This window comes from Comamonas trifloxystrobinivorans (assembly GCF_043359985.1).
Lineage (GTDB): Bacteria > Pseudomonadota > Gammaproteobacteria > Burkholderiales > Burkholderiaceae_C > Comamonas > Comamonas trifloxystrobinivorans.
Genome location: NZ_JBHZGV010000005.1, coordinates 64,930 through 79,232, shown reverse-complemented (window position 1 = coordinate 79,232; position 14,303 = coordinate 64,930). Strand labels below are relative to the sequence as shown.

The window sequence follows — 14,303 nt, the reverse complement described above, 5'->3', positions numbered from 1 at the left end:
TGTGGCGGCAGTCGCCGGCTTTTCGGATGGGGGTGTCGATCAGTATCGCCACGGGCCTGTACGGTATTTCTTTTGGGGCTTTGGGTGTGGCTGCGGGCCTGAGTGTGTGGCAGACCTGCGCGCTCAGCTTGCTGATGTTCACTGGCGGCTCGCAGTTCGCTTTTGTTGGCGTGGTGGCTGCCGGTGGCGCAGGCGCTGCAGCGCTGGGCGCGGCCAGTTTGCTGGGCGTGCGCAATGCGGTGTACGGCATGCAGATAGCGGCAACGCTAGGGCCGCGCGGGTTGACGCGGCTGCTGTCGGCGCAGCTGACAATTGATGAATCGGCTGCCACGGCTTTGGGTCAGGCCGACAAAACCGAGCAAAAGCGCGGTTTTTGGACGGCAGGTGTGGGCGTGTATCTGCTGTGGAACCTGTTTACGGCCGTGGGTGCCTTGCTGGGCAATGCCTTGGGCGACCCGAGCCGCTGGGGCCTGGATGGCGCGGCGGTGGCGGCTTTTCTGGGCTTGCTGTGGCCGCGTTTGCGCGGGCGTGAGCCTGTGGCGCTGGCGGTGGCAGCGGCGGCTATTGCCATGCTGGCTGTGCCTTGGGTGCCGCCGGGCATTCCCATTTTGATTGCGGCGGTGCTGGGCGCGCTGTGGGGTTGCTGCATCAGCGGCCGCGCGAAAAAGCCAGTGGCAGCGCAGGAGGCTGTATGACGACCCATTGGTGGCTGTGGATTTTGCTGGCGAGTGCGCTGGCTTATGCGACCAAGTTGCTGGGCTATGGTGTGCCCGCGCGCTGGCTGCACCATCCGCTGATGGCGCGGGTGGCGGGCGCGCTGACGATTGCCTTGCTGGCGGCTTTGACCGCGATGAATACTTTTGCCAACGGCCAGCAACTGGTGCTGGATGCCCGCCTGGCAGCTTTGCTGGTGGCTGCTGTTGCTTTGGCTTTGCGTGCCCCGTTTTTGCTGGTGGTGGTGCTGGGTGCCGCTGCATCGGCGGCCGCGCGCTGGCTGCTGTAAAACCAGTGCTTGGGGACATTTGTTATAATCGACCGGTTTTGCATGGTGCAAGACGCACGTCGCAGGCTTTTCCGGCAGCGGCGCAAGTAACCAGGGAGCGCAGCGCAAGCCGCGTTCCGTAAGAAGGAAAAACACATGATCGCCGCATCTATCAAGGCCGAAGTTGTCAAGGCCAACGCACGTTCCGCTAGCGACACGGGCAGCCCAGAAGTCCAAGTGGCTCTGCTGACCGCTCGTATCAACGAACTGACCCCTCACTTCAAAGAGCACGCCAAGGACCACCACGGTCGTCGCGGCCTGCTGCGCATGGTGAGCCGTCGTCGTAAGCTGCTGGACTACCTGAAGGCCAAGGACGCTGACCGCTATACCGCGCTGATCGCCAAGCTGGGCCTGCGTAAGTAAGCCCAAGGTGAGATGAAGACGCCTGAGTTAGTCCGCTAGCTCAGGCGTTTTTTACTTCGGAGAACGCACAACAGAGCGAAGCTGTGTCATTCCAGTGCTGCATTGGCGCCGTACCAACAGCAAAAAATGCTATTGAATAAATAGCGACAAGTGCACCACTGGAATGGCATCGTGTTCTGTTTGCGCTCCATACAACCCGGCAGCGCCCGCATGCGCTGCCAACAAACAAGGACTCTTATGACGATGTTCAACAAAGTGACCAAGACTTTCCAATGGGGCCAGCACACGGTCACCATGGAAACCGGTGAAATCGCACGCCAGGCCTCGGGCGCCGTGCTGGTCAATATCGACGATACCGTGGTGCTGGCCACCGTGGTGGGCTCGAAGATTGCCAAGGCCGGCCAGGACTTTTTCCCGCTGACTGTCGATTACATCGAGAAGACCTACGCCGCCGGCAAGATCCCAGGCAGCTTCTTCAAGCGCGAAGCCAAGCCTTCCGAGCTGGAAACCCTGACCAGCCGCCTGATCGACCGCCCGATCCGCCCGCTGTTCCCCGAAGGTTTCTACAACGATGTGCATGTGGTCATCCACACCATCTCGCTGAACCCCGAAGTGGATGCTGACATTGCAGCCATGATCGCCGTGTCTGCTGCGCTGTCGATCTCGGGCATTCCTTTCAACGGCCCTATCGGTGCTGCCCGCGTGGGTTACATCAACGGCGAATACGTGCTGAACCCCGGCCAGACCCAGCGCAAGGATTCGCAAATGGATCTGGTGGTGGCTGGTACCGAAGCCGCTGTGCTGATGGTCGAGTCCGAAGCCCAACAACTGCCTGAAGAAGTGATGCTGGGCGCTGTGGTGTATGGCCACGAGCAAGGCAAGATCGCCATCAACGCCATCCACGACCTGGTGCGCGACGCTGGCAAGCCCGCATGGGACTGGACGGCACCCGCCAAGGATGAAGCCCTGATTGCCAAGGTGACCGAGCTGGGCGAAGCCAAGCTGCGCGCCGCCTACCACGAGCGCAACAAGCAAGTGCGTACCCTGGCTTGCCGCACCGCTTACGCCGATGTGAAGGCCGGTTTGACCGAGCAAGGCGTGGCGTTTGACGGCGTCAAGGTCGACGGCATGCTGTTCGACATTGAAGCCCGTATCGTGCGTTCGCAGATTCTGGCTGGCGAGCCCCGTATCGACGGCCGCGACACGCGCACCGTGCGTCCTATCGAAATCCGCTCTTCCGTGCTGCCCCGCACCCACGGTTCGGCCCTGTTCACCCGTGGCGAAACTCAGGCTCTGGTGATCTCCACCTTGGGCACCGAGCGCGATGCACAGAAGATCGACGCGCTGGCTGGCGAGTACGAAGACCGCTTCCTGTTCCACTACAACATGCCTCCGTTCGCCACCGGCGAAGTGGGTCGCATGGGTTCGACCAAGCGCCGCGAAATCGGCCACGGCCGTCTGGCCAAGCGCGCTCTGGTGGCTTGCCTGCCTACCAAGGAAGAGTTCCCCTACACCATCCGTGTGGTGTCGGAAATCACCGAATCGAACGGTTCTTCGTCGATGGCTTCGGTCTGCGGTGGCTGCCTGTCGATGATGGATGCTGGCGTTCCCATGAAGGCACACGTGGCAGGTATTGCCATGGGCCTGATCAAGGAAGAAAACAAGTTCGCCGTGCTGACCGACATTCTGGGTGACGAAGATCACCTGGGCGATATGGACTTCAAGGTAGCCGGTACCACCAACGGTATCACCGCGCTGCAGATGGACATCAAGATCCAGGGCATCACCAAGGAAATCATGCAAGTGGCACTGGCACAAGCCAAGGAAGCGCGCATGCACATCCTGGGCAAGATGCAAGAAGCGATGGGCGAAGCCAAGGCTGAGATCTCGTCGTTCGCGCCCAAGCTCTACACGATGAAGATCAACCCCGAGAAGATCCGTGACGTGATCGGCAAGGGCGGCGCCACCATCCGTGCGCTGACCGAAGAAACCGGCACCCAGATCAATATCGAGGAAGACGGCACCATCACCATCGCCGCCACCGACGGCGCCAAGGCTGACGAAGCCAAGCGTCGCATCGAAGAGATCACCGCTGAAGTGGAAATCGGCAAGGTCTACGAAGGCCCGATCGTCAAGATTCTGGACTTCGGCGCCTTGGTCAACCTGCTGCCCGGCAAGGACGGTCTGCTGCACATCAGCCAGATCGCCCACGAGCGCGTGGAAAAGGTCACCGACTACCTGCAAGAAGGCCAAGTGGTCAAGGTCAAGGTGCTGGAGACCGACGAAAAGGGCCGCGTCAAGCTGTCGATGAAGGCGCTGCTGGAGCGTCCCGCCGGCATGCCCGAGCGCGAACCCCGCGAGTTCCGCGAGCCGCGTGAACCCCGTGGCGAGCGCGCTCCACGTCAGCACCGCGAACCCCGCGAGCCACGCGTGGGTGGCGAAGCTGACCAGCAGCAACAACAGCAGCAGCAGTAAGCCCTGCTGAACGCACCCGTGGGCACAAAACGGCCCTGGGTGCGTTTTTGTACTGAAATCTGTGAATGATGTGGGAGCGAGGACGCGGCGTGGAAAAGATGCGAGCAGTCGAGATCACCGCTTTTGGTGATCCGCAGGTATTGAAGCTGGGCGAGCGCCCTGTACCGCAAGCGGGGCAGGGCGAGTTGTGCATTCATGTGACGGCCAGCGGTGTGAACCGCCCGGACGTGATTCAGCGCAAAGGCCATTACGCGCCGCCTCCGGGCGCTTCGGATCTGCCGGGCCTGGAAGTGGCGGGTGTCATCGTTGCTGGTGATGCTGCGGCCATGGCCGAGCAGGGCTTGAAGCTGGGCGACCGTGTTTGCGCACTGGTGGCTGGCGGCGGCTATGCCGAATACTGCGTGGCGCCGGTGGCTCAATGCCTGCCTGTGCCGGCTGGCCTGTCGGACATCGAAGCGGCTTGCCTGCCCGAGACCTTTTTCACCGTCTGGAACAATGTGTTTGACCGCGGTGCTATGCAAGCGGGCGAGACTTTGCTGATCCAGGGTGGCAGCAGCGGCATTGGTGTCACGGCGATTCAGCTGGCCAAGGCCTTTGGTGCCCAGGTGATCGTGACTGCCGGCTCCGACGACAAGTGCCAGGCTTGCCTGGCGCTGGGGGCAGACCATGCCATCAACTACAAGACCCAGGATTTTGTGGCTGAAGTGAAGCGCATCACCGACGGCAAGGGCGTTGATGTGATTCTGGACATGGTGGCGGGCGACTATGTGGCCCGTGAAGTGGAGGCGCTGGCAGAAGATGGCCGCTTGGTCATCATTGCTGTGCAAGGTGGCGTGGGCGCAGGCTTCAATGCGGGCCTGGTGCTACGTCGCCGCCTGCATATCACTGGCTCTACCTTGCGTCCGCGTCCCGTGGCTTTCAAGGCGGCGATTGCCAAGGCTTTGCAAACCAAGGTCTGGCCGCTGCTGGCGGCTGGCAAGGTCAAACCCATCATTCATAGTCAGTTTGACGCAGCGCAGGCGGCCGAGGCCCATGCGCTGATGGAATCCAACCAACATATTGGCAAAATTGTGCTGACTTGGACGCAAACATGAAAAAACTGATTGCTGGTAACTGGAAGATGAACGGCAGCCTGGCGGCCAATGAAGCCTTGCTGCGCGAAGTGTTGCAAGGCCTGGGTCAGCCCGCTTGCTCGGTAGCGGTGGCTGTGCCTGCTGTGTACCTGGCGCAAGCCCAGGCGCTGCTGCAAGGCTCGGCTATCCAGCTGGGCGCGCAAGATGTGTCAGCCCACGAAAACGGTGCCTACACCGGCGAAGTGGCGGCCAATATGCTGCGCGAATTCGCTGTGCGCTACGCGTTGGTGGGCCACTCGGAGCGCCGCCAATACCATGGAGAAACCGATGCGGTGGTGGCTGCCAAGGCGCAAAAAGCCTTGAATGCCGGCATCACGCCCGTGGTTTGCGTGGGTGAAACGCTGGCGCAGCGCGAGGCTGGCGAAACCGAAGCCGTGGTCAAGCGCCAGTTGGCAGCGGTCATCCAGGTGGTGGGCCAGTGCGTGACGGAAATCGTGGTGGCCTATGAGCCTGTCTGGGCTATCGGTACCGGCAAAACGGCAACGCCCGAACAGGCGCAGGCGGTGCATGCTGTGTTGCGTGCGCAACTCTTGGCGGCCAGCACGCAGGCGGCCAAGGTGCCCTTGCTGTATGGTGGCAGCATGAACCCCGCCAATGCCGAGCAACTGCTGGCGCAGCCGGACATCAATGGTGGTCTGATCGGTGGCGCTTCGCTGAAGGCTGCAGATTTTCTGAAGATTATTGCCGCCGCTGCCTGATGGGCAAGCGCAGGCAGCTATCAATTTTGACAAAGGGTAGAAGATGGTAACGATTTTGTTGGCAGTTCAAATGCTGGCGGCACTGGGCATGATTGGCTTGGTGCTGGTGCAGCATGGCAAGGGTGCAGATGCAGGCGCGGCCTTTGGCAGCGGCAGCTCGGGCAGCCTGTTTGGGGCTTCGGGCAGCGCGAACTTCCTCTCGCGCAGCACGGCGGCATTGGCGGCGGTGTTTTTCGTCGCCACGCTGGCGCTGGCCTATATGGGCAACTCTCGCCCCAGCTCGGCAGGTAGCGTGCTGGAAGGCCCGGCAGCAGCCATTCCGCAATCGAGCGCACCAGCGCCGGTGGACACCACGGTGCCTCCTGCCAGCTCGGTGCCCGCTCCTGCGGCAGCCCCCGCTGCTGGTGCTGCTGCACCTTCCGCACCTGCTGCTGATGTGCCTGCAGCCGCTGCTCCGGCGCCTGCTCCCGCTGAGCCCGCTCAGCCGGCAGCGAAATAACTGAACTATTTTGGAAAGAATCCTGGTATCAGGGTTTTTCCAGAGTAGAATCTGAGTCTGTCTAGGGGAGCGGATTGTTGCAAAGACAATCAAGCTCCCAGACAAGTCAAATCAGCCGTCGTGGTGAAATTGGTAGACACGCTATCTTGAGGGGGTAGTGGCGAAAGCTGTGCGAGTTCGAGTCTCGCCGACGGCACCAACACAATAAAAGGCCTGCCTGGGTCGCGTCTTGTGCTTTACCCAGGTTGGCTCCTGCGGTGAGAAATCAAGATGAATCTCGATCAATACCTCCCAGTCCTCCTGTTCATTCTGGTAGGCATTCTTGTCGGCGTAGGTCCCCTGGTAGCGGGCTATATCCTGGGTCCCAATCGCCCCAACGCGGCGAAAAATTCCCCTTACGAATGCGGCTTTGAGGCGTTTGAAGACGCGCGCATGAAGTTCGACGTGCGCTACTACCTCGTCGCCATTCTGTTCATCCTCTTCGACTTGGAAATCGCTTTCCTCTTCCCCTGGGCAGTCTCGCTGCACGAAGTGGGAATCCCTGGTTTTATCGCGGTCCTCGTGTTCTTGGCCATTCTGGTGGTGGGTTTCGCCTACGAATGGAAAAAGGGCGCTTTGACCTGGGAATAACCGGAAATCACAAAGGTGCACGATGATTGAAGGTGTATTGGAGAAGGGCTTTGTCACCACGAGCTATGACTCGGTGGTGAACTGGGCCAAGACGGGCTCGATCTGGCCCATGACGTTCGGTTTGGCTTGCTGCGCGGTCGAGATGATGCACGCAGCAGCGGCGCGTTATGACATTGGTCGCTTCGGCGCCGAAGTGTTCCGCGCCAGCCCGCGCCAGGCCGACTTGATGATTGTGGCCGGCACCCTGTGCAACAAGATGGCTCCGGCCATGCGCAAGGTGTACGACCAGATGGCCGAGCCGCGTTGGGTGATCTCGATGGGATCTTGCGCCAACGGCGGTGGCTATTACCACTACAGCTATTCGGTGGTGCGCGGTTGCGACCGCATTGTGCCGGTGGATGTGTATGTGCCCGGTTGCCCGCCCACGGCTGAAGCCCTGATCTACGGCATCATCCAGCTGCAGCAAAAAATTCGCCGCACCAACACGATCGCGCGCGCCTAGGAGTCGGAATGAGTGTTGAACAGATACAGCCCACGGTGCTGAAAGAAAACATCGCTCGCGTGCTGGGTGACAAGGCTCGCTCGGTCACGCTGGCGCTGGACGAGGTGACGGTAGAAGTCTCGCCCCAGCACTACCTGGCGGCTATGCAGCTGCTGCGTGATGCGCCCGAGTGCAAGTTTGAAATGCTGATGGATCTGTGCGGCGTAGATTACTCGTCGTACAAGGAAGTGGGCACCGAAGGCCCTCGCTTTGCCGTGGTCTCGCACCTCTTGTCCATCAGTCTGAACCAGCGCGTGCGCGTGCGCGTGTTCTGCCAAGACGACGATTTCCCGGTGCTCGACACGCTGAGTAACCTCTGGGCGTCGGCCAACTGGTTGGAGCGCGAAGCTTTTGACCTGTTCGGCATCGTGTTCGAAGGCCACGACGACCTGCGTCGCATCCTCACCGATTACGGCTTTATCGGCCACCCGTTCCGCAAGGATTTCCCGCTGTCCGGCCATGTCGAAATGCGCTACGACGCCGAGCAAGGTCGGGTGATCTACGAGCCCGTGTCGATCGAGTCGCGCGAGATCACGCCCCGCATTATTCGTGAAGAGCATTACGGAGGCCTGCACTGAGGCGCTCTGTCCTCACGATGAAAAACCATGGCTGAAATCAAAAACTACACACTCAACTTCGGTCCTCAGCACCCTGCAGCACACGGCGTGCTGCGTTTGGTGTTGGAGCTCGACGGTGAAGTGGTGCAACGCGCAGACCCGCACATCGGCCTGCTGCACCGCGCCACCGAGAAGCTGGCGGAGAGCAAAACCTATATCCAGTCGCTGCCCTACATGGACCGTCTGGACTACTGCTCGATGATGTGCAACGAGCACGCCTACTGCCTGGCCATCGAAAAGCTGCTGGGCCTGGAAGTGCCGATCCGCGCGCAATACATCCGCGTGATGTATTCCGAGATCACCCGCATCATGAACCACCTGATGTGGCTCGGCTCGTCGGGTAACGACGGCGGCAGCTCCACCATCCTGATCTACACCTTCCGCGAGCGCGAAGACCTGATGGACATGTACGAGGCCGTCTCTGGCGCCCGCATGCATGCTGCCTACTTCCGTCCCGGTGGCGTGTACCGTGATCTGCCCGAGAGCATGCCGCAGTACAAGGCCAGCAAGGTGCGCAATGCCAAGTCGCTGGAGCTGATGAACAGCAACCGCAAGGGCTCGCTGCTCGACTTCATCGACGACTTCACCGCACGCTTCCCCAAGAACTGCGACGAATACGAAACCCTGCTCACCGACAACCGTATCTGGAAGCAGCGTAACGTGGCCATTGGCGTGGTCGATGGTGAGCGCGCCATGAACCTGGGCCTGACCGGCCCGATGCTGCGTGCCTCTGGCGTGGCATGGGACATGCGCAAGATGCAGCCCTACGAAGTCTACGACCGCCTCGATTTCGACGTACCTGTGGGCACCGCCGGTGACTGCTACGACCGCTACCTGGTGCGCGTGGCTGAAATGCGCGAGTCCAACCGCATCATCAAGCAGTGCGTCGATTGGCTGCGTGCCAACCCCGGCCCGGTCATCACCGACAACCACAAGGTGGCTCCTCCGCACCGCGAAGCGATGAAGAGCAACATGGAGGAGCTGATCCACCACTTCAAGCTGTTCACCGAAGGCTTCAAGGTGCCTGAGGGCGAAGCCTACGCAGCGGTGGAGCACCCCAAGGGTGAGTTCGGTATCTACCTGGTGAGCGATGGTGCCAACAAGCCTTATCGCCTGAAGATTCGTCCGCCAGGATTTGTCCACCTGTCGGCTCTCGATGAGCTCTCGCGCGGCCACATGCTGGCTGACGCTGTGATGGTGCTGAGCACCCTGGACATCGTGTTTGGAGACGTTGACCGATGATTAGCGAAGCAACCAAGGCACGCTTTGCCCGCGAAGTTGCCAAGTATCCGGCAGAGCAAAAGCAGTCGGCCGTCATGGCCTGCCTGTCTATCGTGCAGCAGGAACAAGGCTGGGTTAGCCAGGAGAGCGAGGCGGTGATCGCCGAGTACCTGGGCATGCCCGAAATCGCCGTGCATGAAGTGACCACCTTCTACAACATGTACAACCAGCACCCGGTCGGCAAGTACAAGCTGAGCGTGTGCACCAACCTGCCTTGCCAGCTGCGCCGTGGCCGCGAAGCCTTGAAGCACCTGGAAGACAAGCTGGGTATCAAGATGGGCGAGACCACCGCCGATGGCGTGTTCACCGTTGAGCAATCCGAATGCCTGGGCGCCTGCGCCGACGCACCGGTGATGCTGGTCAACGACCGCCACATGTGCAGTTTCATGGAAAACGACAAGCTCGACCAACTGGTCGACGGCCTGCGCGCAGCGGAGGACAGCAAGTGACTACAGCTGCACAAATTCTGAACCAGTTCCAGGCCACCGGTGTCGAGACCTGTTTCCACGGTCGCCACATCAACCCGCAAATCTACGCGGATCTGAACGGCTCGAACTGGTCGATCAAGGAATACGAAGCTCGCGGCGGCTACCAGGCTTTGCGCAAGATTCTGGGCAAGGATGGCGGCGAAGGCCTGACCCAAGACCAGGTGATCGCCACCATGAAGGAAAGCGGATTGCGCGGCCGTGGCGGCGCAGGCTTTCCCACCGGCCTGAAGTGGAGCTTCATGCCCCGCAACTTCCCTGGCCAGAAGCACTTGGTGTGCAACTCGGACGAGGGCGAGCCCGGTACCTGCAAGGACCGCGACATCCTGATGTACAACCCGCACATCGTGATCGAAGGCATGGCCATTGCGGCTTTTGCCATGGGCATCTCGGTGGGCTACAACTACATCCACGGCGAAATTTTCCAGGTTTACGAGCGCTTTGAAGCCGCCTTGGAAGAAGCCCGTGCGGCCGGCTTCCTGGGTGACAACATCATGGGCAGCAATTTCAGCTTCCAGCTGCATGCGCACCACGGTTTTGGCGCTTACATCTGCGGCGAAGAAACCGCGTTGCTCGAATCGCTCGAAGGCAAAAAAGGCCAACCGCGCTTCAAGCCGCCATTCCCGGCCAGCTTCGGCCTGTATGGCAAGCCCACCACCATCAACAACACCGAAACCTTTGCGGCCGTTCCCTGGATCATCCGCAACGGTGGCCAGGCCTACCTCGAATGCGGCAAGCCCAACAACGGTGGCACCAAGATCTTCTCGGTCAGCGGTGACGTGAACAAGCCCGGCAACTACGAAGTGCCGCTGGGCACGCCGTTCAGCGCCTTGCTGGAACTCGCTGGCGGTGTGCGCACCGGCCGCAAGCTCAAGGCGGTGATCCCTGGCGGTTCGTCGGCACCGGTGTTGCCGGCCGACATCATGATGCAGTGCACGATGGATTACGACTCCATCTCCAAGGCCGGCTCCATGCTGGGCTCGGGCGCCGTGATCGTGATGGACGACTCGCGCGACATGGTCGAGAGCCTGCTGCGTCTGTCGTACTTCTACCAGCACGAATCCTGCGGTCAATGCACGCCTTGCCGCGAAGGCACGGGCTGGCTGTGGCGCATGGTTGACCGCATTCAGCACGGCCACGGCCGCCAGGAAGACTTGGAGATGCTGGATTCGGTGGCTGGCAACATCATGGGCCGCACGATTTGTGCATTGGGCGACGCGGCGGCCATGCCGGTGCGCGCAATGCTCAAGCATTTCCGCCACGAATTTGAAGCAAAGATCAACGCTGCTGCCAAGCAGACTGCTGCTTCTTCCTGATCGCGAGTGAGCATATGGTTGAAATTGAAATAGACGGTCAGAAGGTCGAGGTCGCGGAAGGCAGCATGGTCATGCACGCGGCTGACGCTGCAGGCAAGTACATTCCGCACTTCTGCTACCACAAGAAATTGTCGATCGCGGCCAACTGCCGCATGTGCCTGGTCGACGTCGAGAAGGCCCCCAAGGCCATGCCCGCCTGCGCGACCCCGGTCACGCAGGGCATGATCGTGCGCACCACCTCGGACAAGGCGGTCAAGGCCCAGCAATCGGTGATGGAGTTCCTGCTCATCAACCACCCGCTGGATTGCCCGATCTGCGACCAGGGTGGCGAATGCCAGCTGCAAGACTTGGCAGTCGGCTACGGCGGCAGTGCCTCGCGCTACAACGAAGAAAAGCGTGTGGTGTTCCACAAAGACGTGGGCCCGCTGATCTCGATGGAAGAGATGAGCCGCTGCATCCACTGCACCCGCTGCGTGCGCTTTGGCCAGGAAGTGGCCGGCGTGATGGAGCTGGGCATGGTCAACCGTGGCGAGCACTCCGAAATCACCACCGTGCTGGGCGATACCGTTGATTCCGAGCTCTCGGGCAACATGATCGACATCTGCCCGGTGGGCGCGCTCACCAGCAAGCCTTTCCGCTACAGCGCCCGTACCTGGGAACTGTCGCGCCGCAAGTCGGTGGCGCCGCACGATTCGACCGGTGCCAACCTGGTGGTGCAAGTCAAGAACAACCGCGTCATGCGCGTGGTGCCGTTCGAGAACGATGCCGTCAACGAATGCTGGATCGCCGACCGTGACCGCTTCTCCTACGAAGCCCTGAACGGTGATGAGCGCCTGACCCAGCCCATGCTCAAGCAAGGCGGTCAGTGGACCGAGGTGAGCTGGCAAGTGGCCCTGGAATATGTGGCCAATGGCATCAAGAGCATCCAGCGCGACCACGGCGCCCAAGCCGTTGGTGCCTTGGTCAGCCCGCACAGTACGCTGGAAGAGCTGTACCTGGCCGCCGAGCTGGTGCGCGGTCTGGGCAGCCAGAACGTCGACTACCGTCTGCGCAATGCCTCGTTCGACAAGAGCGATGGCGTGCGTTGGCTGGGCCGCTCGATCGCCTCGCTGTCCGAGCTGAACACTGCGTTGGTCGTGGGCTCCAACATCCGCAAGGAACACCCGCTGTTCGCACAGCGCATTCGCCAAGCTACCCGCAAGGGCGCAGTGCTCGCTACCATCAACGCCAAGGCCTACGATCTGGCCATGCCGGTGGCGCACCAACTGCTGGCTCCTGCCGCACAGTGGGCTTACGCGCTGTCGTCGGTGGCGGCTGCCATTGCCCAATCGAAGGGCCTGGAATCGCCCAACAATGCGGGTACGGTAACGCCCGAGGCGATCGAGATCGCTCGTGCGCTGCAAAGCGGTGAACAAAAAGCCATCTTGCTGGGTAACGCGGTAGCGCACCACGCGCAAGCCGGTACCTTGCTGGCCATTGCCAACTGGATCGGCGCGCAAACCGGTGCTACCGTGGGCTTTCTCACCGAAGCGGCCAACACCGTGGGCGCACAGTGGGTGGGTGCACTGCCAGGCGCAGACGGCTTGAACGCTGCACAAATGCTGGCTGGCGGCACCAAGGCACTGTTCCTGCTGAACACCGAACCTGCACAAGATTCGGCGGCCGGCGCCGCTGCCACGCAAGCACTGCAAGCCTGCGAGATGGTGGTGAGCCTGAGCCCGTTCAAGGCCAATATGGACATTGCCGATGTGCTGCTGCCCATCGCACCGTTCACCGAAACCTCGGGCTCGTTCGTGAACGCCGAAGGTCTGGTGCAAGGCTTCCACGCAGTCGTCAAGCCGCTGGGCGAAACCCGTCCAGGTTGGAAGGTGCTGCGTGTGCTGGGCAATCTGCTCAGCGTGGCCGGCATGGATTTCGAATCGTCGCAAGACGTGCTGGCCGTGGCCACCCGCTCGCAAAGCCAAGTGCCTGCTGAGCAGTTGTCCAACAGCACCAAGAAGAACATGGCGGTGTCCGGCCCTGCTGCGCAGGAACCGGTGGTCGCAAGCATTTACCAGTTGGATGGAATTGTGCGTCGTGCGCCTTCGCTGCAAATGACGGCGGATGCCCGCCAATCCTCGGAGGTGGTGGCACCATGATTGACGCAATTTACAACGGTGGTCTGGGCCTGGTCGCGGCCGGCTGGTGGTCTAGCCTGGTGTGGCCGGTGATCTGGAACCTGATCAAGATCATCTGCATCGTCTTGCCGCTGATGATCGCGGTGGCTTACCTGACGCTGTGGGAGCGCAAGCTGCTCGGCTTCATGCAAGTGCGCTACGGCCCCAACCGCGTGGGTCCCTTCGGTTTGCTGCAGCCCATGGCCGACGGCCTGAAGCTGGCTACCAAGGAAATCATCACGCCCACGGCTGCCAGCTCCGGCTTGTACCGCCTGGGCCCCATCATGGCCATCATGCCCGCGCTTGCGGCCTGGGTGGTGGTGCCATTCGGCCCCGATGCGGCGCTGGCCAACGTCAACGTAGGCTTGCTGCTGGTGATGGCGATCACCTCGATCGAAGTCTATGGCGTGATCATCGCCGGCTGGGCCTCGAACTCGAAGTACGCTTTCCTGGGCGCGCTGCGCGCATCGGCCCAGATGGTGAGCTATGAAATCGCCATGGGCTTCTGCTTCCTGGTGGTGATCATGGTCACCGGTTCGATGAACCTGACCGAAATCGTGCTGGGCCAGGGCAAGGGCATGATGGCATCGGCCGGCGTCGGCATCCTGTCTTGGAACTGGCTGCCGCTGTTCCCCATGTTCATCGTCTACCTGATCTCGGGCGTGGCCGAAGTGAACCGCCACCCGTTTGACGTGGTGGAAGGCGAAGCGGAAATCGTGGCCGGTCACATGGTCGAATACTCGGGCATGGGCTTTGCGGTGTTCTTCCTGGCTGAATACGCCAGCATGTGGCTGGTGTCGATTCTGGCCGTGGTCATGTTCCTGGGCGGCTGGTTGCCTCCGTTCGAGTTCCTGTCGTTCATCCCTGGCTGGATCTGGCTGGGCATCAAGACTTTCGTCGTGGTATCGATGTTCATCTGGATTCGTGCCACCTTCCCACGTTTCCGCTATGACCAGATCATGCGTCTGGGCTGGAAGATTTTCATTCCCGTGACCTTGGTCTACCTGGTCTTCGTGGGCGGCTGGTTGCTGTCGCCCTGGAACATCTGGAAGTAAGCGGAGGACACC

At 61.1% G+C, this 14,303-nt stretch carries 15 protein-coding genes and 1 tRNA gene; all 16 read left to right on the top strand.

From position 1 onward, the window contains the following. The first annotated feature begins 26 nt into the window (after window positions 1–26). The 16 genes from ACFIQF_RS06805 to nuoH all read left to right on the top strand — a co-directional run bounded on the left by ACFIQF_RS06805 (window position 27) and on the right by nuoH (window position 14,291). Window positions 27–695 (top strand): AzlC family ABC transporter permease, encoded by a 669-nt coding sequence (locus ACFIQF_RS06805; RefSeq protein WP_393941720.1) that lies wholly within the window; start codon window positions 27–29, stop codon window positions 693–695. Continuing rightward, window positions 692–1,003 carry an AzlD domain-containing protein gene (locus tag ACFIQF_RS06800; protein ID WP_393941349.1) on the top strand — a complete coding sequence of 104 codons (312 nt, stop codon included), beginning with the start codon at window positions 692–694 and terminating at the stop codon, window positions 1,001–1,003. Before ACFIQF_RS06805 ends, ACFIQF_RS06800 begins: the two co-directional genes overlap by 4 nt. Before the next feature lie 135 nt (window positions 1,004–1,138). After that, a complete protein-coding gene (gene rpsO / locus ACFIQF_RS06795; protein ID WP_393941347.1) occupies window positions 1,139–1,405 on the top strand; it encodes a 30S ribosomal protein S15 in 267 nt (88 codons plus the stop codon). 237 nt (window positions 1,406–1,642) lie between these two features. Next, a complete protein-coding gene (gene pnp, locus ACFIQF_RS06790; RefSeq protein WP_393941345.1) occupies window positions 1,643–3,880 on the top strand; it encodes a polyribonucleotide nucleotidyltransferase in 2,238 nt (745 codons plus the stop codon). 98 nt (window positions 3,881–3,978) lie between these two features. After that, complete coding sequence (locus tag ACFIQF_RS06785) at window positions 3,979–4,974, top strand: NAD(P)H-quinone oxidoreductase (RefSeq protein WP_393941343.1); 996 nt, start codon at window positions 3,979–3,981, stop codon at window positions 4,972–4,974. Then, entirely contained in the window at window positions 4,971–5,711 is a 741-nt protein-coding gene (gene tpiA / locus ACFIQF_RS06780; protein ID WP_393941341.1) for a triose-phosphate isomerase, read from the top strand. The genes ACFIQF_RS06785 and tpiA overlap by 4 nt, the downstream gene beginning before the upstream one ends. A 43-nt stretch (window positions 5,712–5,754) precedes the next feature. After that, window positions 5,755–6,210 carry a preprotein translocase subunit SecG gene (secG, locus tag ACFIQF_RS06775; RefSeq protein ID WP_393941339.1) on the top strand — a complete coding sequence of 152 codons (456 nt, stop codon included), beginning with the start codon at window positions 5,755–5,757 and terminating at the stop codon, window positions 6,208–6,210. A 114-nt stretch (window positions 6,211–6,324) separates the two neighbouring features. Next, window positions 6,325–6,409: transfer RNA gene (locus tag ACFIQF_RS06770), tRNA-Leu, on the top strand. A 71-nt stretch (window positions 6,410–6,480) separates the two neighbouring features. Further along, window positions 6,481–6,840, top strand: a complete 360-nt coding sequence (locus tag ACFIQF_RS06765) for an NADH-quinone oxidoreductase subunit A (RefSeq protein ID WP_393941337.1) — start codon at window positions 6,481–6,483, stop codon at window positions 6,838–6,840. A gap of 22 nt (window positions 6,841–6,862) precedes the next feature. Continuing rightward, window positions 6,863–7,342 (top strand): NuoB/complex I 20 kDa subunit family protein, encoded by a 480-nt coding sequence (locus ACFIQF_RS06760; RefSeq protein ID WP_393941335.1) that lies wholly within the window; start codon window positions 6,863–6,865, stop codon window positions 7,340–7,342. Window positions 7,343–7,350: 8 nt separating this feature from the next. Next, the gene (locus ACFIQF_RS06755; RefSeq protein ID WP_393941333.1) at window positions 7,351–7,959 is read left to right on the top strand and encodes an NADH-quinone oxidoreductase subunit C; all 609 of its coding nucleotides are present in this window, start codon (window positions 7,351–7,353) and stop codon (window positions 7,957–7,959) included. Window positions 7,960–7,986: 27 nt separating this feature from the next. Continuing rightward, window positions 7,987–9,240 (top strand): NADH-quinone oxidoreductase subunit D, encoded by a 1,254-nt coding sequence (locus ACFIQF_RS06750; protein WP_393941331.1) that lies wholly within the window; start codon window positions 7,987–7,989, stop codon window positions 9,238–9,240. Next, window positions 9,237–9,728, top strand: coding sequence for an NADH-quinone oxidoreductase subunit NuoE (gene nuoE, locus ACFIQF_RS06745; protein WP_393941329.1), 492 nt, complete (start codon window positions 9,237–9,239; stop codon window positions 9,726–9,728). Before ACFIQF_RS06750 ends, nuoE begins: the two co-directional genes overlap by 4 nt. Beyond that, entirely contained in the window at window positions 9,725–11,080 is a 1,356-nt protein-coding gene (gene nuoF / locus ACFIQF_RS06740; RefSeq protein ID WP_393941327.1) for an NADH-quinone oxidoreductase subunit NuoF, read from the top strand. The genes nuoE and nuoF overlap by 4 nt, the downstream gene beginning before the upstream one ends. A gap of 14 nt (window positions 11,081–11,094) precedes the next feature. Continuing rightward, on the top strand, window positions 11,095–13,218 hold the full coding sequence (gene nuoG, locus ACFIQF_RS06735; protein ID WP_393941325.1) for an NADH-quinone oxidoreductase subunit NuoG: 2,124 nt from the start codon (window positions 11,095–11,097) through the stop codon (window positions 13,216–13,218). Further along, on the top strand, window positions 13,215–14,291 hold the full coding sequence (gene nuoH, locus ACFIQF_RS06730) for an NADH-quinone oxidoreductase subunit NuoH (protein ID WP_393941324.1): 1,077 nt from the start codon (window positions 13,215–13,217) through the stop codon (window positions 14,289–14,291). Before nuoG ends, nuoH begins: the two co-directional genes overlap by 4 nt. Window positions 14,292–14,303 lie beyond the last annotated feature (12 nt).

Bases quoted from the DNA above. Each gene is read 5' to 3' on its own strand.
- ACFIQF_RS06805 (WP_393941720.1), top strand. From the start codon at position 27: ATGGGGGTGTCGATCAGTATCGCCACGGGCCTGTACGGTATTTCTTTT.
- ACFIQF_RS06800 (WP_393941349.1), top strand. From the start codon at position 692: ATGACGACCCATTGGTGGCTGTGGATTTTGCTGGCGAGTGCGCTGGCT.
- rpsO (WP_393941347.1), top strand. From the start codon at position 1,139: ATGATCGCCGCATCTATCAAGGCCGAAGTTGTCAAGGCCAACGCACGT.
- pnp (WP_393941345.1), top strand. From the start codon at position 1,643: ATGACGATGTTCAACAAAGTGACCAAGACTTTCCAATGGGGCCAGCAC.
- ACFIQF_RS06785 (WP_393941343.1), top strand. From the start codon at position 3,979: ATGCGAGCAGTCGAGATCACCGCTTTTGGTGATCCGCAGGTATTGAAG.
- tpiA (WP_393941341.1), top strand. From the start codon at position 4,971: ATGAAAAAACTGATTGCTGGTAACTGGAAGATGAACGGCAGCCTGGCG.
- secG (WP_393941339.1), top strand. From the start codon at position 5,755: ATGGTAACGATTTTGTTGGCAGTTCAAATGCTGGCGGCACTGGGCATG.
- ACFIQF_RS06765 (WP_393941337.1), top strand. From the start codon at position 6,481: ATGAATCTCGATCAATACCTCCCAGTCCTCCTGTTCATTCTGGTAGGC.
- ACFIQF_RS06760 (WP_393941335.1), top strand. From the start codon at position 6,863: ATGATTGAAGGTGTATTGGAGAAGGGCTTTGTCACCACGAGCTATGAC.
- ACFIQF_RS06755 (WP_393941333.1), top strand. From the start codon at position 7,351: ATGAGTGTTGAACAGATACAGCCCACGGTGCTGAAAGAAAACATCGCT.
- ACFIQF_RS06750 (WP_393941331.1), top strand. From the start codon at position 7,987: ATGGCTGAAATCAAAAACTACACACTCAACTTCGGTCCTCAGCACCCT.
- nuoE (WP_393941329.1), top strand. From the start codon at position 9,237: ATGATTAGCGAAGCAACCAAGGCACGCTTTGCCCGCGAAGTTGCCAAG.
- nuoG (WP_393941325.1), top strand. From the start codon at position 11,095: ATGGTTGAAATTGAAATAGACGGTCAGAAGGTCGAGGTCGCGGAAGGC.
- nuoH (WP_393941324.1), top strand. From the start codon at position 13,215: ATGATTGACGCAATTTACAACGGTGGTCTGGGCCTGGTCGCGGCCGGC.